Source organism: Rossellomorea aquimaris (assembly GCF_003315075.1).
Classification (GTDB): Bacteria; Bacillota; Bacilli; order Bacillales; family Bacillaceae_B; genus Rossellomorea; species Rossellomorea aquimaris_C.
Genome location: NZ_QNRJ01000029.1, coordinates 13,521 through 37,846 on the forward strand (window position 1 = coordinate 13,521; position 24,326 = coordinate 37,846).

Genomic DNA, 24,326 nt, shown 5'->3' on the forward strand with positions numbered 1-24,326 from the left:
AATAGCCTCCCCGGATCACCGTTTCCGGGGAGGCTATTGTTTTCAAGGAAGTACACAGTCATCATTCTTTTCCTCTGACTTCCCGGCAGATTTGATCGGAATTTCCGCCAAAATCAGTGATCCCAATGGATTTTGATAACAGTTTAAGTTGCTCCTCGAAGGAAAGATCCTTTTCCTTATCAAGCTTTGGAGTTTGCTTTGCCATTGTTTAATCAACCTCCTTCTTTATCGTTACAATCCCCTAGAATAGGATTGCCCAAAATCACCCAAGAGATATTTTGAGTAAATTACAATTTTATAAAAAGATTATCCTACATATCTCCTCTTACGATTTCCTTCCAACCCTCCAGATTCATTTCCTCTCATTCAAAAAAATCCCCTGTCAACTTAAAATACAATTATTAACAATTTAGACACAATCAAATGACCATTTAGAAAATAAAGTAAATCATTCTACACCTCATACCATGGATACCTTACATTTAAAATAATAACTCTATTATAGGATAAATATGGAATGAATTGAATGGTTCTTCGCGATTACAATATGAGTTGAACTTACAGGTATTTACACCACATTCCCTACTTCCCTATCATTTTATTAATCGGAATTCCTCATTTATTGGTTCCAGATGAAACGATTCAGCTAAAGGGGGATACACATGGATACTCAGTTGATCATCTCCATCATCATACTCATCACTCTGGCGGAGGTCGGTGCCGTCATCCTGTTTGTGAAATACAGACGGGGGGACATGGACAGCAACCCGTTCATGACCATCCTCAAAAAAGAGTGGATCATCCTTTTCTATGCTTTATTCAAATGGAAGAGGAAGAAAGGCAATGATAAAGGAGTCCAGAGCTATTATTACCACAAAGGATCGAATTACTTCTGGCTGTTCATTGCGCTCCTTCATGAGCAGGTAATTGAAGGGATTGTCTTTCATATCTACTTAAAGGAAATCGATCCCCTCAGGGCAAATATCCTGGTTGTGCTGCATGTCTACAGTATCCTCTACATGCTGGGGGACTATAACTTAGTCAGGAACTCGCCGATCCGGATAAAAGGGAACAATGTCGTCATGAACGTCGGGGCGAGAAGATCATTGACCTTCCATATCAGGGATGTGGCAGCAATCCAGCCGGCAAGGACGCAGTATAACAAGAGCGGTGCCATCATCCACGAGAAAAATGCCTACCATGTCAGCATGCTTCCAAGAGTGTTCACTCGTGTATTCGGCATGATGGATGAACTGAAGTATGAAATCATCTTCAAGGAGCCGATTTATGCCAGAGGCTATTTCGGCCAAAAAAAGATAGTAACGAAAGCATTGCTATCGATGGACAACCCGGAACCGTTCATCATGGATCTTCAGGAAAAAGTGGAGTGCTATGAGGATACAGAAGATCATCGATTGGTCGCTGCCGCTTATGAGGGGAAAAGACCGAATATCATCAACTGGAAGGTCTATTTCACCCTACTTGTCCTGAACATACTGGGAGCTTTAGCGATTTCCCCCTATGCCATGGCACGGGAGAATCTACATGAAGTCATAGGGATGAGCGAGCTGTCCTTCACCCTGTTTTACGTCATCCAGGTTCTGTTGGAAGCGGGGATTCTGCTATTTATCGCCTTATGGCTCGCAAAGAAGGTGAAGCTCAAGACACCAATCATCGAAGCCTTTTTCAACAAAAACCAATCGCTTCATTCTTTTAGAAAACCAGTCCTGCAATCCGCCCTCTATGGGGTACTCGCAGGTGTGGCCATCAGCATCTTCAGCCTGATTGTATCGAAGCCACTCGGAGTGGACAATTCTTCACTCAATGAACCAGCATGGTGGCTCGGGACATTGGGGTCATTCGGCGCGGCCGTGAATGAAGAATCGATCTTCCGTCTCTTCCTTGTCACCATGCTGATTTGGCTGCAGATGAAATGGTTCAGAGGAACGGCGACAAAAGCTAAGAAATGGACGGCCATTGTCGTTACTTCCCTGGTCTTCGGCATCATGCATTATGGTGTGGCGGCGTCCAATTTCGATATGACTCTAGGGCTATTCATAAGCATGCTCGTCATCAATGGGATAGGAGGGCTTGTGTTCGGGGCACTCTTCGTCTTTGTGGGACTTGAATTCGCCATGATTGCTCATTTCACTGCCGATATTGTGCTGCATGTGGTTGGGCCGCGGGTGGTGGAGTGAGGGAGCCATGGCGGCAGGTCCCATGGCCTCATTTGATGCCTGCCCCGTTGCGTTAGTGTATGAACGCAACGGGCAGGCATTTTTTTATGAATTTGAAGTGTTACATAAAACAGTTAGTGGTAATAGTACAACAACCGTGATGGGAATCAGTTCCCCTTTTTTATGCAAGATGCAATGTTTCTGCAAAATTAGTGGGTAACAATAACCTATAGCAGATATCGATTACAGAAAAGGAGATGGTCATTTGTTAGAGTTAATTGGAGAATCTGCGAAGACCTCACTGGGGTATTTCTGGAAATCCGGTTGGGCATTCGTACTTGGATACTTAATCAGTTCCATGATTCAGGCCTTTGTGCAGAAGGATAAAATGGTGAAGTATATGGGGAATCCCAGCTTGAAGTCTGTTGGGTTATCCACACTATTCGGGGCGATCAGTTCCTCCTGTTCCTTTGCGGCCCTGGCAGCGGGACGGAACCTTTTCAAAAAAGGGGCTCATTTTATTCCTACCCTGGCCTTTTTATTTGCTTCTACCAATCTGGTGATTGAATTAGGCATCCTTATTTATATCTTTCTAGGCTGGCAGTTTGTAGTTGCGGAGATGATCGGGGGCATCGTTCTGATCTTGATTACCTGGATTCTTGTGAAAGCCACCTATCCTAAGAAGCTGGTGGAGGAAGCAAAGGATCACGTAGAGGACGAAGAGGGAGACGAAGAAGGATTCAACTGGAAAGAGAAAATCAAGTCCAAAGAGGGCTGGTATCAGGTCGGTCATGAGTTTGTGATGAATTGGCAAATGGTGTGGAAAGAGATTACGATCGGATTTACCATTGCGGGGATCATGGCCACATTCATTTCGGAGGATACGTGGAAAATGTTCTTCCTCGCCGATCAACCGGACTCATTTTTAAAGGTGCTGGAAAATGCACTGATCGGTCCGATCGTTGCCATGCTCACATTCATCGGGTCCATGGGGAACATTCCCATTGCCACCATACTCGCATCCAGTGGAGTGGCTTTTGCAGGAATAATGGCATTCATCTATTCTGATTTAGTCGTACCCCCTATTGTGGCGGTTCACAAAAAGTATTATGGGTTAAAAACGGCCTTATACATTGCAGGTATCTTCTACCTATCCATCATCCTGACAGCGATGGGGATGCACTATGCGTTTACGGCTATAGGATTGATCCCGGAAAGCGCCAAACAAGTGATGAATGAATCACCCTTTCAAATCGATTATACCTTCTGGTTAAACATCGTATTTGCCATCGTCGCGATGATCTCCATCTATTTGAATCGACTGTTCATGAAATCCGGTCATCACCATGGCATGATGAACATGGAAGGCGATTCGAAAGTGAAAACGATGGTCACGTATATTTGTATTGGATATTTAGTGGTTGGGATGGTTGTACAGTTTGTGTGATCGGTTCAGTTGGGTTGCCGTGAATTGCAGCCATCTCTGTTTGAAGAATAAAGCTCAAGAAGTTTGATAGCGATTGGTTAGTTAATAAAGAAAAAAACGGTGCCTACCCCCGATACAGCGGGAGTCTGGCACCGTTTTTCATGTGGATGTCACGTTGGCTAGATCCATCATCAAGTCTTCGGAAACGTAAATCCTTCCCCAAACACATCCCTCACATCATGGACCACCACAAACGCTTTCTCATCAATTTGTTGGATGGCCTTCTTTAAGAGGAATAACTCCTGTTTATTAATGACCACATACAATATATCTTTCGATTCATTCGAATAATGGCCTCTTGCGTTAATGATGGTAACGCCGCGATCCATTTCCCGGCTGACTTTCTCAGCGATGGCTACTGTATGCCCGGAAATGATCGTGACGGCCTTTCGTGTATCGAAACCATCGATCAGGTAGTCCAGGATCTTCGTACTGATGTAGATGGATATTCCTGTGTACATCGTATTCTCAAGCCCGATGACAAACGATGAACCAAGAACGACGAGGATATCGAACACGAACATCGTGGTACTGACACCCCAGCCGAAATGCTGATTCAGCATGCGGGCAATGATGGTGGATCCTCCCGTCGTCCCGCCTGACCGCAGCACAAGCCCGAGTCCGAGACCGATGAACACTCCGGCGAAGACCGTTCCGAGCATGATGTCGACGGAATTGCCCATCCCTTCTGTCAAGTGAATGAAGAGGGAGGTAAAGAAGATCGCTAGCATGGTGTACCAGGTCACGCGTTTATTTAATACTTTATAACCGATCGCTAAGAGGACTCCGTTCATGACGAAGTTGGTGATACCCGGTGACCAGCCCAATACATAATAGAGGGTCATGGATATACCGGTCACGCCGCCTTCCCCAAGTTCATTCGGGATGGCGAACCAGTTCACCCCGAGGGCAAAAAACAAGGAGCCAATAACGATCAGTGTGATTTCTTTCGCTGTAGAATTCATATCATCACTCCGTTCCAGTTGAATACTAGCATACTATAGCATAGGGGAACGGGAGGAGGAAGCAATGTTTAGATTATTTTTTTAATGCAAATACATCAAAAACAGGATAGATTTAAAGTAAATCAATTTTTAAGGTGGATCACTATGTATATTCCAAAAGATTTTAAGATTACAGAGGAATCGGTGGCTTATGGGATCATGAAAGAACATAGCTTTGCGACTCTCTTTTCCCAACACGATGGAATGCCGGTTGCCACTCATTTACCGTTACTGTTAAACAAGGAGAATACGTACTTATACGGACACTTCGCCCGTCCGAATCCTCAGTGGAAAGAGATTGAAAATCAAACCGTGCTGGCTGTTTTCCATGGGCCTCATTGTTATATCTCGCCATCGTGGTATGAGACGAGTAAGGCCGTGCCGACATGGAATTACGTGACTGTTCATGTATACGGGGAAGTCGAGCTTCTGAAGGACGAAAGTGAGTTAATGGATTCCTTTCAGGATTTGGTGATGAAGTATGAAGCTCCTGACAGTTCATACACGTTACAGGAGGCAGGTGCAGAGTATCTCTCCGGCATGAGCAAGGGAGTGCAGGGCTTCAAAATGAAAATCAAGAAGATAGAAGGAAAAGCGAAGGTAAGTCAAAACCATTCAGTAGAGCGACAAGAGCGGGTCATCCATCAGCTTGAACAGATTCCGCATACGGATGAGCAACAGATTGCAGAATGGATGAAGGCGAATGTAAAAAAGTAATGGGTTTCTGCGGTTAGTGCTTAGGAATCTGGGGATGGATCAGACAACGTTTCTGTGTAACCGAGTCATGTCCTAAGGTGCAGATAAGAAAAGGCTATGAAACTACATTTTTCGACAAAAGGTTCATATAATCGAAAAGGGGTTCATATATCAGAATTCCGGATTATAAATGCTTGAAACCGGATCATATATTTGATAAGTGGACCATAAAGAGTGAAAACTGGTTCATAAAATGGCTAAGAGAAGGATTGTCGATGATTTCGACCTTTAAAGTGTCCTCATTTTGATCCTTTTTTCTTAAAAATAGAACATTTTCATATGATTTGAATGATATAACAAGACAACCGGCTTCCGCCGGGTGTCTTCACTCACATTAACTCTTCTGCGCATTCATCGCTTCCCATTCTTCCTTACTCGGACCATATACCCCAGGCACCTTCAAATCAGCCTGTCTCATAAGAGTCGTCAACTGCCCACGATGATGAGCCTGGTGCTGAATCAGCAGGCGAAATACGGCTTGCACCGGCATGTCCATCCCGAATAGATTCACCACTTCGTTCATCTTTTCATCCGAAACCTGGTCAGAAACGGCTTCTGCAAGACGCGTACTTACCGTTCTATACGTTTCACTGATTTCTGAGGCAGATTTAGGTGCGTCTTTACGAAGGTCCGGTACTTCGAATGTGATACCGAGCTGAGCCGGGAAGTAATAAGAAGATCCCGTGATATGCCAGGCGACGCTGCCAATGCTGTACAAGTCAGGTGCCACTTCTTGATTTAATGATTGATCTGTCAGGGCATCGAGGACCTTTTGGGTTACGGCGGCTTCTTGTTTCCATTCTTGTACGAAACTACTTACTGTTGTGAACATTGTGATTCCCTCCTTTAAATTGAAAAGAAAAATCTCCCTTTTATTGTATCATGCTGAGTAATCCTTTCGCCTATCTAAGGGTTCATGTGTATGTCAATTTAGGTATATGCCCGTGGGGGTTCAATGTACTGAACTATATACATGTTTTTACAAAAAATCACAAAATAATAATGAATTGATGGTAGAATTATGAATATTGAAAATATTAGGTTATCCTTTCATAATTAGCCCATGAGTTAAAATGTGGACAATATATATAACGTAAAAAAGGTATCAATTGATGCCGAAAATTTCGCTGGTGGATACAGGGAGTGTTATAATTAGGGTATTCGGAAAGGAATATGCTGATGAGGATGTTTATATCAAAATCAGAGCCGAACTACTTAACTTGACGCATGTTGCTGGTGACAGTTTTATTTTGGTCATGTCCTTTCATTTTGCAGAGATTCCCTTTAAGGAAGAAGGCTTTCCTTATAGAAAGAAAAGGTGAGTATGATGAAAATAGTCAAAAGTGAAAAGAAGCTTTGCTTACTATGCATGGAAGAGCATGAAGTGGAAACGGTTGAAGTGACGGATGATGAGATTTTTAAGGGTGAGGAAGTTCAATTCACGGCTAAATATGAGTATTGCTCGGCTACGGAAGACCTTATGGAAACGGAAGAAATGATAAAAGCGAATAGCCTCGCTATGAAAGATGCGTATCGGGAGAAGTTAGGTTTGTTAACTTCCGATGAAATCATGGGTGTTAGGCGGGGGTACGATATTAGTCAAAAAGACTTTTCTGAAGTCTTAGGTTGGGGCAGGGCAACGATTACGAGATATGAGAATCATCAAGTGCAGGACCGTGCTCATGACGATGTATTAAGAAAGATCAGTTCCGACCCAAAGTGGTTTCTAGAAAAGCTGCATGATGCGAAGGAAAAGGGTAGGATATCTGACAAAGCATTGGCAAAGTCCCTGCACGAAGCAAATGAACAATATAAAAAAAAGAAAAACCACTATCTTATAGATTCAATATACGCTAGTTATGCTGATTACGAAGACGCAACAGCTCAGGGCAATACAGATCTTAATTTGAAGAAAGTGGTTGAGATGATCAACTACCTCTCCGAAAAGGTAAATAGCCTTCATAAAGTAAAATTAATGAAAATGCTTTGGTATGCAGATGTTGTACATTTTAAACGAAAAGAAAAATCAATAAGTGGAATGGTCTATAATGCTCTTCCAATGGGCGTTGTTCCTGAAGGCTACGAACAAATCGTGTTATTAGACGGCATTCAATTTGAAACCGTACAATATGGTGAAAATATCGGATATAAATTCAAGCCTGCACCCGGGTTAGAAATCACTGAGTTGACAGAAGATGAAATTCAAACATTAAATCACGTCATTTCAGAAGTCGGAAGTTTAAACACAGATGAAATCATACTTAAGATGCATGAAGAAGAAGCCTACAAGCATACGGCAAGTAATAGTCCTATATCGTATTCCTTTGCGAAAGACTTATCGATTGATTGAGGGAGCCATGTGAAGCCAAGGGGGAAGAAGCCAAGGGGACAGGTCCCATGGCTCTTTTTGACTTTATCATGTCGTAAATAAGCATCCAAACAAAGAAAAGGCTGTCGGAACTTTCCCGACAGCCTTCTTGCTGAATGTGCGTCATTTTCGGATGGTTCTCAATGGAACCTATTCTGGACAGTCAACAATAAAGGATTGTGGACTTCCTGCTGCGGTAAAGGGAACGATGGTTTCGAAAGTGGTTGTCGTGTTATCGGTCGCAAAGATTTCATAGGTGATCTGCCCGGTGACATTGTTGAGGGTTGCCCTGATTTGGGCATCGAATGTTCGGGAAGGGCCGTTGTTTACGCGTCCGTTGATCATTCCTTCTACGATGGCAACCGTAAAGTCTTCTTCGCAGGCAATCATCATTCTTCTTCCTTGGGTGAATTGGAAGTTATCCCCGTTGTTTGCATTGAAGACAAAGTTGAAGTTATCCACTGCCGGGTTACAAGGAGAAACCGGGGAAGCCCCGCATTGATTGATGGTCACATTTAACGTCCCGGTATAATCTGTTACGTTATTCCCGAAACGAGTCACTCGGATCTGGGCACCAGGCTGCGATCCCCCTTGTGTATCCAGTTTAAATTTACAAGTACATTCCGGTGGAGCGGGACAGTTGATGCTTACGTTGAATGGCCCTGCACTGATCGGGATGCCACCAACGGTCGCCCTCGCTCTGACGGTAATGGTCTCAACAGTCCCGTCAACCGCCATGATCGTCGCAGTATATCGTCCATCCGCTCCAGTGACAGCAGGATTCGGATTAATGAATACATTGGTATGGGACTGAACGACATCGAAGAAGACCGGTACATTCGGAATTGGTGTTGCCCCATTACAGACCACTCTTCCCATGAGGGTACCATTACATTCGATGGTCGACGGTACAATCAGATTCATCGCCGGATTAGGACAGTCGATACATCCCGCCCGGACAAAGTTGGTATTCGAGACAGGGATGCCATTCACCGTGGCACTTGCTGTAAAAGGGACACCCTCAGTTATCGGAGTCGGGAACGGCACGGTTGCCACACTGGAGTATTCTCCGTTGAAATCGGTTGTGACGACAGATGGCTGGAATACGAGGAGCGTACTGCTTAATGTCACTTGCACACCGGGCACCGGGACACCATCACAAAGGACACGTCCAGTAATGACAGCTCTACAGCTGATCGGACCGGGGTTATCTAATTGAATGACAGGATTTCGACAGGCTGGACAGCTGACTTCAACGGTATTGGTTTCGGAAACCGGAATGCCATTTACCTCTGTTCTTGCTGTATAAGACGTCTCTTGTTCAGAGGTACCCTGTGGAACGCTGACAGAGCTTGTGAATTCGCCATTGCCATTGGTGATGACCGCCGGGGATTCGAAAACAAGAAGCGGGCTGCTCAGCCTTACCGTTACTCCCGCCACCGGTCTACCGTCACATAGAACACGGCCAGTCACAACCCCCTCACACTCGATTGGTCCAAGGTCATTCAGTATAATGTCAGGGTTTTGACAGGGAAGACACTCTACTATTACCGGCTGGGTCTCGGAAGTAACCGGATGGGGACGGATCCAATTTGACTTTTTGCATGAATATGGAAATCAATAAGGCAGTGAAATGTATCACCAATGACCATCCGTTTACCACTATGACTTTTTTAAAATTTGTGAGCGCACTTTCGGGTTGTCATTAATATTCAAGAGGTGTTTTATTCTATCACTTATGAACTTGATATTAAATTTCTGCAACCGGGGCTCTTACTAATTATACTAATTAAGAAGACATATCTTGAACCGTCCCCGATTAATATTGGGCTTTTTATAGTGAAAACTCTTAATAACCGCATCCTGACGATATTCCCTCTAGTTTACGCAACATAAAAAGGAAATTAAATTCAGTTATAAGAATAATTAATTACTGCAAACTAAAGAAAAACTGCTTTTTATGTAATGTATATTCAAACATATATTTGACTATTTGTTTTTGTTCAATTATGATTATATTCAAACGAACATTTGATTGATATGAGGTGAAAAATTTGAAAAATGATACATGTGAAGTTACGTGTATAGATGAAAAAAAAGTCAAAAGAGGTAAAAATGAACTACTCCTACAAAATCCTTTGGAAGTAGCCAAAGTTTTTAAAGCTTTATCGGATGATACTAGGATTAAGATTGCGTATGCTCTCTCTTTAGAAGATGAATTGTGTGTATGTGATGTAGCGAATATTGTTGGTGCTACAACTGCCACAACATCTCATCATCTAAGGTTACTAAAAAATCTTGGATTAGCTAATTATCGAAAAGAAGGTAAGTTAGTTTACTATTCATTAGATGATGATCATGTAAAGCAACTAATACAGGTTGCATTTGCACATCAGAAGGAGGTTATTAAAATTGTCTGAAGCAAAAGCATTAGAGACTGAAAAAAATGTTTACCGGGTCCAGGGATTTACATGTGCAAATTGTGCGGGTAAGTTTGAAAATAATGTTAAAAAACTTCCTGGAGTTGAGGATGCAAAAGTGAATTTTGGAGCATCTAAGATATCAGTTTACGGTGATGCAACGATTCAAGAACTAGAAAAAGCAGGTGCATTTGAGAATCTTAAAGTGACTTCTGAAAAATCTGCTCGCCAAGCTTCACAAGAGGTAAAAGAAGATACGAAAGAAGATAAAGTGCCGTTTTATAAAAAGCATAGTACTCTACTTTATGCTTCCTTATTTATTGCTTTTGGTTATCTTTCCTCGTTTGTGAATGGAGAAGAGAACATCGTTACGTCCTTATTGTTTTTAGCATCCATGTTTATTGGAGGATTATCACTTTTTAAAGTCGGATTGCAAAATTTATTGCGATTTGAATTTGACATGAAAACCCTTATGACAGTTGCTGTTATAGGTGGTGCCATTATTGGAGAGTGGGCAGAAGTTGCCATTGTTGTTATTCTCTTTGCTATTAGTGAAGCTCTAGAACGATTCTCTATGGATAGAGCAAGACAATCGATTCGTTCATTAATGGATATCGCTCCTAAAGAGGCACTCGTTAGACGTAATGGACAAGAAATAATGATTCATGTTGATGATATTACTGTAGGGGATATCATGATTGTAAAACCAGGTCAAAAGATTGCAATGGATGGTGTAGTTGTAAGTGGCTACTCTGCCGTCAATCAAGCAGCAATTACAGGTGAATCAGTCCCTGTTGAAAAAACGGTTGATGATGAAGTATTTGCAGGTACGTTAAATGAAGAAGGATTACTTGAAGTGAAAATAACGAAACTTGTAGAAGATACAACGATTTCTAAAATTATTCATCTTGTAGAGGAAGCACAAGGAGAACGCGCTCCTTCGCAAGCATTTGTCGATAAATTCGCGAAGTATTACACACCGATCATTATGATCATTGCAGCATTAGTTGCTATAGTCCCACCTTTATTCTTTGATCTAAGTTGGGAAACATGGATTTATCAAGGATTAGCTGTTCTTGTTGTTGGGTGTCCATGTGCACTAGTAATTTCCACTCCAATTTCGATTGTTTCAGCAATCGGTAATGCAGCGAAAAAAGGTGTTCTTGTAAAAGGCGGAGTGTATTTAGAAGAAATGGGTGCTTTAAAGGCCATAGCATTCGATAAAACAGGTACCTTAACAAAAGGGGTCCCAGCTGTAACTGATTTTAATGTGTTGAACAAACAGATAAATGAAAAAGAATTACTATCCATCATTACTGCTTTAGAGTATCGTTCACAGCATCCACTTGCATCTGCGATTATGAAAAAAGCAGAAGAGGAGAACATTACTTATTCTGAAGTACAGGTAGAGGACTTCTCTTCTATTACAGGTAAGGGTATAAAAGGTATTGTAAACGGGACGACTTATTATATCGGTAGCCCGAAACTCTTTAAAGAATTATTGAATGGTGATTTCGATAATGACTTAGAGAAAAATGTAACAACTCTTCAAAATCAAGGGAAAACAGCGATGGTTGTTGGAACTGATAAAGAAATACTTGCAGTTATTGCAGTTGCTGATGAAGTTCGTGAATCAAGTAAGGAAATTATTCAAAAGTTACATCAACTTGGCATCAAAAAGACGATTATGCTTACAGGTGATAACAAGGGTACTGCGAATGCAATAGGAGGTCAGGTCGGGGTATCCGATATTCAAGCTGAACTAATGCCTCAAGACAAATTAGACTTAATTAAACAGTTGACATCCGAGTATGGCAACGTAGCTATGGTAGGAGATGGTGTTAATGATGCACCTGCATTGGCGGCCTCAAATGTTGGTATTGCAATGGGTGGAGCTGGTACAGATACAGCTCTGGAAACGGCAGACGTCGCTCTAATGGGAGACGATTTAAGAAAACTTCCATTTACTATAAAACTTAGCCGGAAAGCTCTAAATATCATCAAAGCTAACATTACTTTTGCAATTGCAATTAAACTAATTGCCTTACTATTGGTTATCCCAGGTTGGTTAACGCTCTGGATTGCCATTCTTTCTGATATGGGCGCAACTCTTCTGGTAGCACTAAATGGTTTACGACTAATGAAAGTAAAAGAATAAAGGGAAAAGGGCTTTCCCAATAGATTGGAAAGCCCTTGAGTTAAAAGTTAAATGAGTTAAATGGGGACGGATCCGATTTGACTTTTTTCATGAATATGGAAATCGATAAGGCCAGTGAAGTGTATCACCAATGACCAGGGGTTTACCACTATGCCTTGTTTAAAATTTGTGAACACAGCTTCGTGTTGTCATTAATATTCAAGAGGTATTTTTGTAGGATTCATTATCTTGGGTAATACGTCTATAAAAAGAAGAAACGGCAAAACTAAAAAGAGGTGATTTATTCTATCACTAATGAACTTGATACCAAATGTCTGTAACTGGGGCTCTTACTAGTTATACTAATTAAGAAGACATATCTTTGATGTGGTGGTGCCAATCTGATATATAATTTTTTCATTTTTGCAAAAGTCAAATCGGAACCGTCCCCGATTAACGTTTGTAAGCATAGGTTTCTCCTCCTGTCAGTTTGATTTGTGCGTGGGTACACGGATGTGCTGATCCCGATTACACTCAAGAAGCAGCTTCTGTTCATTCCGAGCCTCTTCTTTCATAGAGCAACATTCTCTTGACCTGCCGTCGTTTCCCTAGCATGAGAAGCGCGTTTCTTATAAGCGATCGTTGAACAGGTAATGCTGATTTCATATAAAAGCAGGAGTGGCAGGATGACGAGCACATCTGATAGGAAATCCGGCGGCGTAATCAGCACGGAAATGACAATCAGCAAGAAATAGGCGATCCTTCTTGATTTTTTCAATTTGGCCGGGTCCAAAATGCCAAGTACCGTCAGAAAGACGATCACTAAAGGCATTTCAAATAACAAGCCAAAAGGCAGAGTAAGGTGCAGCATAAATCGGAAGTATTTCTCCGCTGTGAACATCGTTTCAAATTGGTCGGCTGACAGGGTGGTCAAGAAATTCAGGACGATTGGAAAGAGTAAAAAGTAACCGAATCCAATGCCGGAAATAAACAAAAAGAACAAGGCGGGTATGAAGCGTAACGTGACTTTTCGTTCTGTCGGACTCAGACCTGGAGAGACAAACCTCCATACTTGATAGGCAGCGACAGGAATGGTTGCAGCCAGAGAGAAGACAGCGGCAATCATCATGTACACCCAAAGAATCTCACTTGGTCCGAGAATCGCAAGCTTCATGTCTAAATCCCTGATCAGCCACCCATAGATCGGTTTCATAAAAGCCATTCCCATGATCAGGAAACCAATAAAAGCGAGCACGGTTTTAATGGCCCGGCTCCTGAGCTCTTCCAAGTGTCCAATCAGCTGCTCGTTGCGATCTTTCATGGCCTCAGCCTCCTTGGTGCTAGTTCATTTGCATGCGTTTGCCTTTTTGGGCCTGCTTATTATGGGCCCGGTTGTGCGCTTCATGACGATCATCTTCTACCTCGGAAGATGTCTGTATCCCTTGGGGAACGGTTGACGTTGCTATTTCCTTCAGTCCTTCTGAATCTTTACCGTAAACAAAGGAAGCTCTGGTAGAAATATCTGCCCCGGGACTCGAGACAAATGGAACCACCCGATAATCGGCTCTCCACTCGTTCGGCGTGACATGACAGCGGACATACCCGCGATAATCGTTGAAAAATTTAATATGTTCATTCTGGGCAAGAATACGATCCGTGTCAGCGCGCTTGTCTGCCCCGTTTCCACCTGATGTGATCGACGTGCCGACAAACTCAGCTCCAAGCATGTGTGAGGACGGATCATCAAAGTCAGCCAGGATATTCGAAGCCCAGTTCGCGTGTACATCACCTGTCAGGACAATCAAGTTATCCATGTTTTCTTTACGGGCAAATTCCGTGATGCGCTCCCTTGCAGGCGTGTAGCCATCCCAGCCATCCATGCTGTAACGAGGTTGATCGGGGCTTGGACCATAATTTCGTTTGGCAAAAAAGATTTGCTGGGCCAATACATTCCAGGAGCTGTTGGAATTGCCGAGATGATCAAGAACCCATTGTTCCTGCTCGCTGCCTAACAACGTGCGGGAAGGATCCAGGGATTCTTCCGTCTGGGGAGAGCTTTTATCTCCATTCGCCTGATCAGAACGATACTGACGGGAATCGAGAACCATGAAATTCGCTAAGTTTCCGTATGAGAACTGACGGTAGAGCTGCATGTCCACTCCATGTGGCATCGACGATCTTCTTAGTGGCATATGTTCATAGTAGGCTTGATAAGCAGCCACTCGCCGTTGCACGAACTCTTCCACAGACTGGCCTTTTTCAGGGATCATGTCGGCATAGTTGTTTTCCACTTCATGGTCATCCCATGTGACAACCCAGGGAAAAGCCGCATGGGCTGCCTGCAGGTCCGCGTCTGTCCGGTACTGGGCATGACGGTTGCGGTAGTCCTCCAACGAACGGATTTCAGGACCTTTATGGTGTCGCACATTTCCTGATTTGGCTACATACTCATCAGGACCGTATTCATAAATGTAGTCTCCAAGATGGAAAACGAGATCAAGGTCTTCCTTGGCCATGTGCTTATAGGCTGTATAATAGCCATGCTCATATTGCTGGCAGGAAGCAAAGGCAAAAGTCAGACTTGCGACGTCTGCATTCAGGGCAGGAAGGGTTTTCGTTCTTCCGATCGGACTGACATCCTTCCCGACTTTGAACCGGTAATAGTACAACGTGCCTGATTCCAGGTTCCCAACTTCTGCATGAACGGAATGGGCGAGGGACGGACTTGCCATCTCCGTGCCGCGCTGAACAATACGGCGGAAATGTTCATCTTTCGCGATTTCCCATTTCACAGGAATCTTGCGGTCAGGCATGCCCCCGCCATTAAGCGGGTCCGTGGCTAAACGTGTCCACAATACGACACTATCAGGGAGCGGGTCACCGGAAGCTACCCCGAGTAAAAAGGGATAATCCTCTAACCCGGCTTCTTCTGCAGAGACAGAGAAACCGCCCATCGATTGAGCAATCGCCACCCCTAATGAAATGCCGGCGACTTTCCCCGCCCCTTGAAGGAATCCGCGACGGTCGAGCCCTTTATGTAAGGTCTCTTCATTCAGTTTTTGAATCCAATTTTCCATCGATCTCTCCTTCGTCATGTGGATGTCTCCCTTCATGAATCTATTGAATCGAACAGTTCATAGTATAAGAGACCATCTTTAAGTTACTGTAAATGAATGTAAACAGAGAATAGAACAGGAGGGTCGTCATTCCTGGGATAAAAGGAGGTTTATGAATAGGATATTTCAGTAAAAAGGGAAGATTCAGCAGATTTCACCAATTTTTAGTAGGAGGTCAGCCCCGTTTTTCTTAACATGGGTGAAAAGAAAACTACATAATAAAATGGAATCAGAGAAGAAAACCCCATGTCGGGTGAGGATAAAGAATTGCATGGTCTGCTGACTCAATGCAGTTATCAAGCCCAACGATGGAATTGGATGCTTCCTATCACTCTCAGGAAGAAATCGTTGAGATATTCAGCGAACTGACCGGCGCCGAAGTGGATTCTTCTTTCATGTGCTTCCCGCCATTCTATACGAACTTACTTATTGGGATTTAAAGGGATTTTAAGAAATATGTCGAATTAGTAAATGTACTTAACTTTAAAGAGGTGTTGAGATGGCTGAACCAGTGAAAGTTTTTATTAGTTCTGCTGCTGAATCTGGATTAAGACTACTAAGAGAGCAAGTACATACTGAGTTAAAAACGATGGAACATTATCCTCAAATGTATGAGAAAGATTTTGGACCGTGGCCTCCGCAAGAATTGGTTGAAAATTGTCTTGAACATGTAGGTAAAAGTGATATTTTCCTGCTATTTGTGTCTCATAAAGCTGGAAATTATATTGAAGCTTACAAAGCAACGGTGACACACTGTGAATTTCAAGCAGCCCATCAAAATAACAAGCACATTATTGTGTTTGTACAAGAGGATATATACCGTTTGTTCTGGTATGACCTGAGGTTTATGATTGCTGAAATGGTTGAAGAATATAAAAAGAGCCACCATGGTATGGAACCCGATACCTATAAGGATATTGCAGAAGAAGCTTGGAATAAACATCCTGAGAAGTCAGATAGTATTGATTCGTATGTATGGGGATTTTTATTTGATATTTATCAAAAAGGACACTACCTTGAACAGATTGCTCTTGGGGTCGATACGATAAAAACAATAAAAAGATACTTTAGTGATTTATTTCGTAAAGGCAGTAGGTATCTTGCGCTGAAAGATGAAATTGATGAACAAATTTCAGAGGGGCCAACTTATCGAAAACATGCAGAGTTCACCTCTAGAATGATCGACTATTTAAGGGAAGGGGAAATACAAAATCCTAGAATGTTTCTGGAATATTTGCAACGGTTTTTGAAAAAAGGTATCATCTATTCAAAACCAGGAACAGTCTTTGAAAAAGTGCTTGGTGAATATGAATCGTGCTCAGGCAGCACACTATATAAAAAGGCAGATCAGGAGCTTCAATTAATTGCTGCATCCGGTATGGCGAGCGACGATAATTCTGCATACAGCTTAGAAGATTCCACTTCCTATGTGGTGAGAGCCTTTGAAAGTGAAAACCCGGAATTATTTTATAGTGAAGAGAAAAGACAATTATATCTTGGGGTAAAATCCGGTCATTATGTCATTTGCTTTCATTATCCTGTCGATTCATTTTGGACGGAAGAAACTGTTCAACGCTTTAAAGAAGACATCATGCGTGATATAATAGAAACAGAACCAGCACTATTTCGTAATTTTGCCATCAAATTACTTGGAGGGATAAAATAATGAGTACACATGTAATTCGTAATGAGGATGAAAAGGTCATTCATGTTGCCTCCGGTAAAGTAAAAGCTGACGAAAAGTACATTGAGGCAAAAGGTAAGAGATTTGACGAAACAAATAAACGGTTGAAAGAAGCCTTTGGGAAAAATAAAAACCGGAAAATATAAACGAATTCACACGATAAGTACTGCTGTTTTGCAGTGCTTTTTATTATGGACGGAGGGACAGGTTATAAGCAAGGGGACGGACCTTTACATCTTATGAAGAATCAGCCCCATTGCATGCCTCATCAAGTATTTCCTGATAAAGACCGTTCCAATCCTGATAGTATCCTGCGACTTCGCTTGGGTTAATAAAGATTCTTTCTATTGACTCATACTTACCCTGGAATTCATGTAATTGGTCAATGTCGACGCGATAAAAAACTTGATACCCTATTTGAGGATAAGGACCATTTTGATCCCAAATAGGATTTTCACGATGGTCAACGATGATATGGCCTAAAAGGGAGGGGCTTCCTGAAACGTACCCTTCTTCATAGGCCTCACGTTTCAGACATTCTTCAGGGGTCTCCTTTTTTTCGATATGACCTCCCGGAAAGTCCCACCCTCGATGATGTAAATGGACCAATAATAATTGGTCATCCTTGAAACAAAATCCATGAACGCTGGTTATCCGTTCTCTTGGAGGGAGCTCTCTATCAGCATTCCAGGTTAATTTGACTGTTGCTTCTCCCCAATTAACATATGTAGTCTTCATTCATTTTCTCTCCTCTAGGCGAATCATTCTATTATCATCCAATGCCTATCTCTTTTTTCATTTAATCCTTATTCCCAGAAAGAACCGGCCCAGGACGGACCAAGCACGAGAACCGTTCTCGTGCTTTTTCCTCTTGGTAAGCGTCATAACCGTCCCCGACCTTCTTGCTCCTCTAATGGATACTGAACGAGGTCAGTAATAATCATCTAAAAACTCTACAATATCATCGTTCATTTCTATCAAATGTTCTTCAGATGGGAAATGGCCCATATCATAGGTCTTGATGGCAATTAAATTTGGAATGATTTCTCCAGCCACTTTATTCAACTCATTTCCAGGGAAGAAGATATCTTTTTCACCTGCTATGATTAAAGTGGGGGCTTTATAATGTAACAATTCTTCCTTGGTAGTTAATTTGGGCATTTCCTGCTCAAGTCTCGTATATTTGAATACATCTCCAATAATTTTTTTATCCATTTCTTTCATCTTCTTATCTGACATAACATCAGTCATTTTATTGAGGTATTTTTGTGATGACGTACCATTAAATAAGACTAGAGGAAGTAAGATATCTTTAATCATCCTGATCTTAGAACCTAATCTTATTCCTGCTGGTGATACCAATACAGAACAGTCAATTCTACCTGGCATAAATGTGGCTAATCTCAAAATTATACCTGCCCCGTAGGACGGACCGACAAATGCACTACTCTCTATAGAAAAGGAATCCATCAGTTCCTTGATCCACTGGGCAAAACTATGGTCCTTCGCTGAAATTCTACCTTCATCACTGTATCCTGGATGACCAATTGTATCTGGAGCATAAACCCTGTATTTCTCTATGAGGGGTAAAAACCAAGATAAAGTCATGGGATTTATACAATTACCACCCTGAAATACAAAAACGGGTTTTCCCTCTGGTGGTCCTGCTACAAGAATATGTGTTTGACCATAACTTGTATCAACATATATCTGCTCGACATCAAAATCAAACGACTTTAGATACCGATCGTAGTGTTGCGAAATAAGCTTTTTCCCTTCCCTTTTATAAATGCTTCCCTTCACCCAAAAAACACCTCTCCACTATGCTTCTAGAAATATATATTTATACGTTTCATGCCCTTTCGACTACGGCAAATGTCATTCTTCGTTTCATTCGTTTCTAGTTAAATACTCCTTATATGTTACCATAATATTACATGAAACTGCGTGGGAAATTGAACAGTCAGGAGGAGGGAATATTCTGGAACCAAATCCCATCTCGCACGTAAATAAAGTAAAGACTCAAGAGTGGGAGGCAATATCATGAAACAGCTATACATCAAACAAAAAGTATTCAGTCTCAGCGGGAAATTCACGGTAAAAGATCAAGAGGAGAAGGATCGATATTATGTGGAGGGAAGCTTCATGATGGTTCCGAAGACTTTCTCCATTATGAATACAAGCAGGGATGAAGTGGCCCTTATTACGAAGAAGACGTTCAGCTTTTTACCGAAGTTTTTTGTTGAGGTGAATGGTCAAGAAGTACTGACGATCAAGAAGGAATTATCCTTTCTAAAAGCCCGCTATACGATTGATGCGGCAGGCATTGAAGTGCAGGGTAATTGGTGGGATATGAATTTTCAGGTATTGCAGCATGGCAATGTTGTAGGCGAAGTGGGCAAGGAGTGGTTCTCTTGGGGTGACAGCTACAGGGTGCAAATACTAGATGGAGAAATGGAAACGATCATTCTGGCGCTTGTGATTGCGATTGATTGTGTGAAGGCGGATGAAGCGGCTGCTTCTTCGGTTAACTGAGCTTGTAAAATGGAAAGGCGCGGGGACGTAGTTGACGCTTCATAGGAGGAAGGATCAGATACGTCCCCATATACTTTTTTGAAAGATTTACGAAATAAGGAAATCTAGGATTCACTCTCATCCCTTTTGTTTAACAAAAATACTCCAGTCAAGAAAACGATGACAATCAATCCATAGATGTGCCACCCCATTTTCCCGATTAACCCAAAATTGTTCTTGAATAAATGTGAAATATAAATGCTTAACCTGGTTATAATAAGTAATATTTTTACGATTTGTAAAAATTATTTTTACGAATTCGATATCGTTTAGTGTATAATTATATTAGTGAGGTAGGGGGTGTGAAACCATGAGACTTTATCATTTGCAGACTATGGTTGGAGAAAATTTGTTAAGGTATTTAAGGGTTAAAGGGTATACAAAGACGGCTTTGTCTAAAATGACAGGGATTTCTCGTCCGACCATTAATCAAATTCTAGAAGGGAAAAGTCCGAATCCCAAAAAATATGAGGAACAGTTAGGAAAGATTACAGAGGCTCTCGATTTACCCAATGATTATTTTGAGGAATTTTCAGGAATTCAGGAAGAAAAATGGCAATTACCATCAACTCAGGATTCAGATCGATCTACGATTTCTAATAAAAGCCCTTTAACACAAGAATTATTAAATGATCTAGATGAATTATTAACGGTTGCGGCTTTTTATGTAAAGGGGTGAAAAAATGAGGATAACGAGTACGAATTTAGACGAAACAGTAAGATTGAATCAACAAATTGATCACGAGGTTCAGAGACATTTACAATATATGCATATGTTCCTTGCTAAATACAATATACAATCACCTGAAAAACATGGATTACAAATATTAAAGGATCACTATCTGATTCAAATTCCAATCCCGGATCCAAACTGGGGAGGCGCTATAAGAGAATTACCAAACGGGAGAAAAATTCCAGTCATTAATACTTCACAACCTCGCTTGTATCAATACTTCATTTATTGGCATGAAATATACCACCTTACAGAGAACTCTTCAAATGTACATGAAATTTCTACGGAACTTGATTTAACAGAGCGTAAAGCTGACTATTTTGCGAGTCAAATGTTAATAAGTAAGGATATTTACAGATACTTTTTAGATTTGAGACAAACTGAATTTGTTCATAAGGCTGCTATCTGTATGGATACGTTTAAAGCACCTTATAAAGCGATATTAATCCAGCTATATGAATCTGCACTCGAGTATCATAATAAAGAACTCCAAGAAGATATAAAGATAAACTTTGATTTATCCCTAAACACTGAAGCCTGGGTAGAAATATTTCAACAATTATCTTTAGATGAGAATCTAGTCAAACCTTCATTTAAAGTTGATTTTGGACGTTTAAAACATGAAGTCGATGAAGTAAACATTACCGGTGACCGTGCTTATAATGAAACAAAAGATTTTATATACGGTCTGGAAAAAAAATATTCACAAGTGAAAGGGAAACTAGAGAGTGGGGAATTATAGAGACCTAAGAGCCAAATTGAATGAGCTAGAAGGTAATCGTATACTCATCATGGATAACAACAATCTTGAATTTTGTAGCCAACATGATGATGTTTACAGCTCAGAGGAAGTATTTAAGGAGTATGATATGATCCTTATACCTGATTGGGTCCATAGAGAAATCTCTCATAGCCAAAAACGATTACATTATTTAGCGAGTGTCCCTATTCCCTATTTTATTGTAAGTGAAGAGGAAGACTATCCGGAGCTGGTTGGGTATCAAGAGCTAAGGTTGCTAGAACTTTTCTTTCATGCTTCTTCGGCGATTTCACCAGCAAGAAAACTCTATTCTACATTAAAAAAATTCTATCATGAGCATGATGACCTACCAGAAAGTTGGATCGAGGATTTTTATGAAGAAGGATTTGAAGTGACCAGTGGAACTGATTTAAGAAAAAATGCCGGGGAAACTTCTATATTAGTATTAACTTATTTGTTGCTTCACCACTTTTCCCTCGTTAATAGGAAATATCACCATTTTCTCCAGTGATAAAGGAACCCTGACGATTAAAAAGAAAATAATGGACAATCTTCATAAAATAGAATTAGTACACAATCCAGCCATTCCTGTCAGTTTCATGAGCACAGATATCTTACTTATAAAAGCTGTAACGGAAGGATAGGTGTCTATTGAAGACGTAGTTCCTTTAAGACCAAATAGTAAAACGGTCATATTCTCAGTCAAACTCGAAAATGGAAGTGTTTCCAGACACGAATGCGTTATGGATACAATGGAATTTATAAACGTTTTAAGGGAAATAGAAAACTACCATTTTGAGTTTTAGAAGAAGAGAAGATCGGTCTATGTTCTACTATATTATATAAATATTAGAGTGGAAGGGTGATCGATTCTCCTATCGAGAATGGAGTAAGATTAGGAGATTTGGGGTCAGTCCCCCGGTTCAGGGGACGTACTTGATTCTTCATAGGAGGAAGGATCAGATACGTCCCCAAATCCTTTTTGAAAGATTTACGAAATAAGGAAATCTAGGATTCACTCTCATCCCTTTGGATTATTAGAAATACTCCAGTCAAGAAAACGATGACAATCAATCCATAGATGTACCACCCCATGAAATCAAAAGTTCCATTGGAGATGTATCTTGATGCTTCTTCCATCGCCTTTACAATGCAAAAGGTTAGGACGGAAAGACTGGATATTAAAATACCAATGCTTTTCATTTCCATAAAAGTTCTCCTCTCAGCTTATTAAACCTGTTCAATTTATCCTATTCTTATTGATCGCCCCTTACTCCAAACTCCGCGAATAATGATCCTTCACCCAATACGTCAACGTCCCATCCTGCTCGATACGATAACGCAGATCGGCTTTCTGCAATCCCTCAATCATCAGTGGTCGTAACTCACTCATCTTTCGATTACTTTCTTCTATATAAGTAGATAGTATTTCAGAATGATAGGTGTTGGCATTTGCCGATGATACGAGATAGTCGACGGCTGCCTGCTTGATGACGTATAGCTCGATGGTTTTGTTGTGGAGCTCCTTGAAATCGTGGGGAGGATCCAGATTGATGAGCTTCTGATAATTTTGCGTGAGCATCATATCGGTTTCGTTGATGTCGAGTGTCAGGGATGAAAGATTTCCGTTAGAAGCGTTGAGCTTGGTCATCAGCTGTTTGAAGCTTTGGTCACTGGAGCTGAAGTATTGTTCGCGCTCCTGTAGGTAGCTTCGTATTTCTTGTTCCTGCTGGATTGTGATTTCGTTGTAGATCTTCATTGGTAACCCGCTTGCGAACAACGCCAGGAGGATGAATACAATGACGCTCCATGACCATTTGGGAGCTTTCTTGCTTTTAGGTCGATACCGATTATCATTCCAGTAGTCTCTTTCAGCTATAGGCATAAGTGGTTCCTCGTTTCATTCAATACTAGTAAAATACTCCTTTTATGTTACCATAATATTACATGTTGTTATCGAGAATTTTGATAATATTAGACAAATTAATAGATAGGGAGCTTAGCTTATGTCATCATTTTTCAAAATGCCTGTTCCAGTAAATATCAACGGGAGATCTTCTAGCATAACCAATTCATTTATCAATGGAATTATTCCTTGTATACAACCAACTGACCAAGAAATTAATGAAGTGTTAACTTTATTAGGTATGAATGATGCAATCGTGTGTGCTTACTGCGGGGATCGTCACACAGAATGGGATCATTTCCGTCCATTGGTGCAAAATAAACGACCGACAGGATATATTTCTGAAATACAGAACTTGGTTCCAGCTTGTGGGAAATGCAATCAATCCAAGGGTAACTCGAGTTGGAGGGAATGGATCCTGAGTGGTGCAAAACTTTCTCCATATACACGCGGCATTAAGAATATCACTGAAATCATTAGCAGGCTGGATTCCTTTGAAAAATGGAGTAAACCTACGAAAGTGGAGTTTGATGAAATCGTTGATCCTGAAATATGGGAAGAGCACTGGAGAAATTGTGATCGAATCCATCAGTTGATGAGAGAGAGTCAGATTCTATCGGACAAGATTAAACTGGAAGTTCAAAGACAAGTTTTGAAGAATCCATCAAACGAACATGTAAGCCGACCTGAGGAGATAACAAATTCAAGGGAACCTTATGAAAAGAAGGTGGGTGTTTTAGCGCAAACCACTTTAAGAGAAATACTGGAATCGAATAGGGTCCCTGAAAAAGAGATTGCACGATTAACAACTGCTTCATATTCAAAGAAGGAATTCAACCTAAGTTTCCCATTACTGAAGCCACTTGATTATTCATACGATGTTAAACAGCAAATTAAAGATGAAAAGGGTCGTAATCGATATTATTCTTCCCCGATTAGAATAATGGAGAGAGAATACTATTTATGTTCTCAATGGTACGAACCAAGTAAAAAACATTTAATCAAGTGGATTGAATTGAATAAAGAACTAGTATAAAAAGACCTGCGGTAATATGTCAAATGAAAAATAACCGAATATGAAATTATCAAAGGTCAGGTTCCTTTAAAAAAAAAAAAGGGATCACCAAACTAAACCAGTAACGGTTGTTAATTACTGGAATTTATGAAAAGTTACGAAATGACGTGGTTATGTCATTCCCTTACGC

Annotated in this window: 24 protein-coding genes; 14 read left to right on the forward strand and 10 right to left on the reverse strand. The window is 41.2% G+C overall.

Features of this window, described 5'->3' with window-relative positions; translation table 11 throughout:
* Positions 1–61: 61 nt before the first annotated feature.
* Positions 62–205, reverse strand: a complete 144-nt coding sequence (locus DET59_RS21795) for a hypothetical protein (RefSeq protein ID WP_181778254.1) — start codon at positions 203–205, stop codon at positions 62–64.
* A gap of 457 nt (positions 206–662) precedes the next feature.
* On the opposite strand from DET59_RS21795, the gene DET59_RS19995 reads away from it, so the two are divergent.
* Together DET59_RS19995 and DET59_RS20005 are read left to right on the forward strand one after the other, a co-directional pair.
* The gene (locus DET59_RS19995; RefSeq protein ID WP_113971362.1) at positions 663–2,198 is read left to right on the forward strand and encodes a CPBP family intramembrane glutamic endopeptidase; all 1,536 of its coding nucleotides are present in this window, start codon (positions 663–665) and stop codon (positions 2,196–2,198) included.
* A gap of 244 nt (positions 2,199–2,442) precedes the next feature.
* Positions 2,443–3,624 carry a permease gene (locus DET59_RS20005; protein ID WP_113971364.1) on the forward strand — a complete coding sequence of 394 codons (1,182 nt, stop codon included), beginning with the start codon at positions 2,443–2,445 and terminating at the stop codon, positions 3,622–3,624.
* Positions 3,625–3,794: 170 nt separating this feature from the next.
* Here DET59_RS20005 and DET59_RS20010 read toward each other — a convergent pair whose 3' ends face one another.
* The gene (locus DET59_RS20010) at positions 3,795–4,628 is read right to left on the reverse strand and encodes a YitT family protein (RefSeq protein WP_113971365.1); all 834 of its coding nucleotides are present in this window, start codon (positions 4,626–4,628) and stop codon (positions 3,795–3,797) included.
* 144 nt (positions 4,629–4,772) lie between these two features.
* On the opposite strand from DET59_RS20010, the gene DET59_RS20015 reads away from it, so the two are divergent.
* Positions 4,773–5,384, forward strand: coding sequence for an FMN-binding negative transcriptional regulator (locus DET59_RS20015; protein ID WP_113971366.1), 612 nt, complete (start codon positions 4,773–4,775; stop codon positions 5,382–5,384).
* A 373-nt stretch (positions 5,385–5,757) separates the two neighbouring features.
* On the opposite strand, the gene DET59_RS20020 is transcribed toward DET59_RS20015, so the two are convergent.
* Positions 5,758–6,255, reverse strand: a complete 498-nt coding sequence (locus DET59_RS20020) for a DinB family protein (RefSeq protein ID WP_113971367.1) — start codon at positions 6,253–6,255, stop codon at positions 5,758–5,760.
* Positions 6,256–6,750: 495 nt separating this feature from the next.
* Between DET59_RS20020 and DET59_RS20030 the strand changes: the two genes are divergently transcribed.
* A complete protein-coding gene (locus tag DET59_RS20030; RefSeq protein ID WP_113971369.1) occupies positions 6,751–7,773 on the forward strand; it encodes a type II TA system antitoxin MqsA family protein in 1,023 nt (340 codons plus the stop codon).
* A 168-nt stretch (positions 7,774–7,941) separates the two neighbouring features.
* Here the strand turns inward: DET59_RS20030 and DET59_RS20035 are convergent, their stop codons facing one another.
* The gene (locus DET59_RS20035) at positions 7,942–9,264 is read right to left on the reverse strand and encodes a hypothetical protein (RefSeq protein WP_113971370.1); all 1,323 of its coding nucleotides are present in this window, start codon (positions 9,262–9,264) and stop codon (positions 7,942–7,944) included.
* Between the two features lie 581 nt (positions 9,265–9,845).
* On the opposite strand from DET59_RS20035, the gene DET59_RS20040 reads away from it, so the two are divergent.
* Positions 9,846–10,211 (forward strand): ArsR/SmtB family transcription factor, encoded by a 366-nt coding sequence (locus tag DET59_RS20040; protein WP_113971371.1) that lies wholly within the window; start codon positions 9,846–9,848, stop codon positions 10,209–10,211.
* Entirely contained in the window at positions 10,204–12,369 is a 2,166-nt protein-coding gene (locus DET59_RS20045) for a heavy metal translocating P-type ATPase (protein WP_113971372.1), read from the forward strand. Before DET59_RS20040 ends, DET59_RS20045 begins: the two co-directional genes overlap by 8 nt.
* 550 nt (positions 12,370–12,919) lie before the next feature.
* Here the strand turns inward: DET59_RS20045 and tatC are convergent.
* The gene (tatC, locus tag DET59_RS20050; protein ID WP_113971373.1) at positions 12,920–13,669 is read right to left on the reverse strand and encodes a twin-arginine translocase subunit TatC; all 750 of its coding nucleotides are present in this window, start codon (positions 13,667–13,669) and stop codon (positions 12,920–12,922) included.
* 19 nt (positions 13,670–13,688) lie between these two features.
* A complete protein-coding gene (locus DET59_RS20055) occupies positions 13,689–15,443 on the reverse strand; it encodes an alkaline phosphatase D family protein (protein WP_113971374.1) in 1,755 nt (584 codons plus the stop codon).
* A gap of 308 nt (positions 15,444–15,751) precedes the next feature.
* Here DET59_RS20055 and DET59_RS20060 point away from each other — a divergent pair, with 308 nt between their 5' ends.
* The 3 genes from DET59_RS20060 to DET59_RS21800 are packed head-to-tail and all read left to right on the forward strand — an operon-like array spanning position 15,752 to position 17,294.
* The gene (locus DET59_RS20060; RefSeq protein ID WP_258549752.1) at positions 15,752–15,904 is read left to right on the forward strand and encodes a hypothetical protein; all 153 of its coding nucleotides are present in this window, start codon (positions 15,752–15,754) and stop codon (positions 15,902–15,904) included.
* 59 nt (positions 15,905–15,963) lie between these two features.
* The gene (locus tag DET59_RS20065; protein ID WP_113971375.1) at positions 15,964–17,130 is read left to right on the forward strand and encodes a DUF4062 domain-containing protein; all 1,167 of its coding nucleotides are present in this window, start codon (positions 15,964–15,966) and stop codon (positions 17,128–17,130) included.
* Entirely contained in the window at positions 17,130–17,294 is a 165-nt protein-coding gene (locus DET59_RS21800; protein WP_181778255.1) for a hypothetical protein, read from the forward strand. Before DET59_RS20065 ends, DET59_RS21800 begins: the two co-directional genes overlap by 1 nt.
* Positions 17,295–17,385: 91 nt before the next feature.
* Here DET59_RS21800 and DET59_RS20070 read toward each other — a convergent pair whose 3' ends face one another.
* Positions 17,386–17,886: an NUDIX hydrolase gene (locus DET59_RS20070; protein WP_113971376.1), complete on the reverse strand. Its 501-nt coding sequence runs from the start codon at positions 17,884–17,886 to the stop codon at positions 17,386–17,388.
* 192 nt (positions 17,887–18,078) lie between these two features.
* Positions 18,079–18,951: an alpha/beta fold hydrolase gene (locus DET59_RS20075; RefSeq protein WP_113971377.1), complete on the reverse strand. Its 873-nt coding sequence runs from the start codon at positions 18,949–18,951 to the stop codon at positions 18,079–18,081.
* A 240-nt stretch (positions 18,952–19,191) separates the two neighbouring features.
* Here DET59_RS20075 and DET59_RS20080 point away from each other — a divergent pair, with 240 nt between their 5' ends.
* The 4 genes from DET59_RS20080 (at position 19,192) to DET59_RS20095 (ending at position 21,726) form a co-directional block, all read left to right on the forward strand.
* A complete protein-coding gene (locus DET59_RS20080; protein WP_113971378.1) occupies positions 19,192–19,683 on the forward strand; it encodes an LURP-one-related/scramblase family protein in 492 nt (163 codons plus the stop codon).
* Between the two features lie 349 nt (positions 19,684–20,032).
* Positions 20,033–20,401: a helix-turn-helix domain-containing protein gene (locus tag DET59_RS20085; RefSeq protein WP_113971379.1), complete on the forward strand. Its 369-nt coding sequence runs from the start codon at positions 20,033–20,035 to the stop codon at positions 20,399–20,401.
* Positions 20,402–20,405: 4 nt separating this feature from the next.
* Positions 20,406–21,197 carry a hypothetical protein gene (locus DET59_RS20090; RefSeq protein WP_113971380.1) on the forward strand — a complete coding sequence of 264 codons (792 nt, stop codon included), beginning with the start codon at positions 20,406–20,408 and terminating at the stop codon, positions 21,195–21,197.
* Between the two features lie 16 nt (positions 21,198–21,213).
* Positions 21,214–21,726: a hypothetical protein gene (locus tag DET59_RS20095; RefSeq protein ID WP_142675615.1), complete on the forward strand. Its 513-nt coding sequence runs from the start codon at positions 21,214–21,216 to the stop codon at positions 21,724–21,726.
* A gap of 497 nt (positions 21,727–22,223) precedes the next feature.
* Here DET59_RS20095 and DET59_RS20100 read toward each other — a convergent pair whose 3' ends face one another.
* Positions 22,224–22,424, reverse strand: a complete 201-nt coding sequence (locus DET59_RS20100) for a hypothetical protein (protein WP_113971382.1) — start codon at positions 22,422–22,424, stop codon at positions 22,224–22,226.
* A gap of 61 nt (positions 22,425–22,485) precedes the next feature.
* Positions 22,486–23,100: a hypothetical protein gene (locus DET59_RS20105; protein WP_113971383.1), complete on the reverse strand. Its 615-nt coding sequence runs from the start codon at positions 23,098–23,100 to the stop codon at positions 22,486–22,488.
* Between the two features lie 121 nt (positions 23,101–23,221).
* On the opposite strand from DET59_RS20105, the gene DET59_RS20110 reads away from it, so the two are divergent.
* Positions 23,222–24,157 (forward strand): HNH endonuclease, encoded by a 936-nt coding sequence (locus DET59_RS20110; RefSeq protein WP_113971384.1) that lies wholly within the window; start codon positions 23,222–23,224, stop codon positions 24,155–24,157.
* Positions 24,158–24,326: the final 169 nt, after the last annotated feature.

Bases quoted from the DNA above. Each gene is read 5' to 3' on its own strand.
- DET59_RS21795 (WP_181778254.1), bottom strand. From the start codon at position 205: ATGGCAAAGCAAACTCCAAAGCTTGATAAGGAAAAGGATCTTTCCTTC.
- DET59_RS19995 (WP_113971362.1), top strand. From the start codon at position 663: ATGGATACTCAGTTGATCATCTCCATCATCATACTCATCACTCTGGCG.
- DET59_RS20010 (WP_113971365.1), bottom strand. From the start codon at position 4,628: ATGAATTCTACAGCGAAAGAAATCACACTGATCGTTATTGGCTCCTTG.
- DET59_RS20015 (WP_113971366.1), top strand. From the start codon at position 4,773: ATGTATATTCCAAAAGATTTTAAGATTACAGAGGAATCGGTGGCTTAT.
- DET59_RS20020 (WP_113971367.1), bottom strand. From the start codon at position 6,255: ATGTTCACAACAGTAAGTAGTTTCGTACAAGAATGGAAACAAGAAGCC.
- DET59_RS20030 (WP_113971369.1), top strand. From the start codon at position 6,751: ATGAAAATAGTCAAAAGTGAAAAGAAGCTTTGCTTACTATGCATGGAA.
- tatC (WP_113971373.1), bottom strand. From the start codon at position 13,669: ATGAAAGATCGCAACGAGCAGCTGATTGGACACTTGGAAGAGCTCAGG.
- DET59_RS20055 (WP_113971374.1), bottom strand. From the start codon at position 15,443: ATGACGAAGGAGAGATCGATGGAAAATTGGATTCAAAAACTGAATGAA.
- DET59_RS20060 (WP_258549752.1), top strand. From the start codon at position 15,752: ATGCAGTTATCAAGCCCAACGATGGAATTGGATGCTTCCTATCACTCT.
- DET59_RS20065 (WP_113971375.1), top strand. From the start codon at position 15,964: ATGGCTGAACCAGTGAAAGTTTTTATTAGTTCTGCTGCTGAATCTGGA.
- DET59_RS21800 (WP_181778255.1), top strand. From the start codon at position 17,130: ATGAGTACACATGTAATTCGTAATGAGGATGAAAAGGTCATTCATGTT.
- DET59_RS20070 (WP_113971376.1), bottom strand. From the start codon at position 17,886: ATGAAGACTACATATGTTAATTGGGGAGAAGCAACAGTCAAATTAACC.
- DET59_RS20080 (WP_113971378.1), top strand. From the start codon at position 19,192: ATGAAACAGCTATACATCAAACAAAAAGTATTCAGTCTCAGCGGGAAA.
- DET59_RS20085 (WP_113971379.1), top strand. From the start codon at position 20,033: ATGAGACTTTATCATTTGCAGACTATGGTTGGAGAAAATTTGTTAAGG.
- DET59_RS20090 (WP_113971380.1), top strand. From the start codon at position 20,406: ATGAGGATAACGAGTACGAATTTAGACGAAACAGTAAGATTGAATCAA.
- DET59_RS20100 (WP_113971382.1), bottom strand. From the start codon at position 22,424: ATGGAAATGAAAAGCATTGGTATTTTAATATCCAGTCTTTCCGTCCTA.
- DET59_RS20105 (WP_113971383.1), bottom strand. From the start codon at position 23,100: ATGCCTATAGCTGAAAGAGACTACTGGAATGATAATCGGTATCGACCT.
- DET59_RS20110 (WP_113971384.1), top strand. From the start codon at position 23,222: ATGTCATCATTTTTCAAAATGCCTGTTCCAGTAAATATCAACGGGAGA.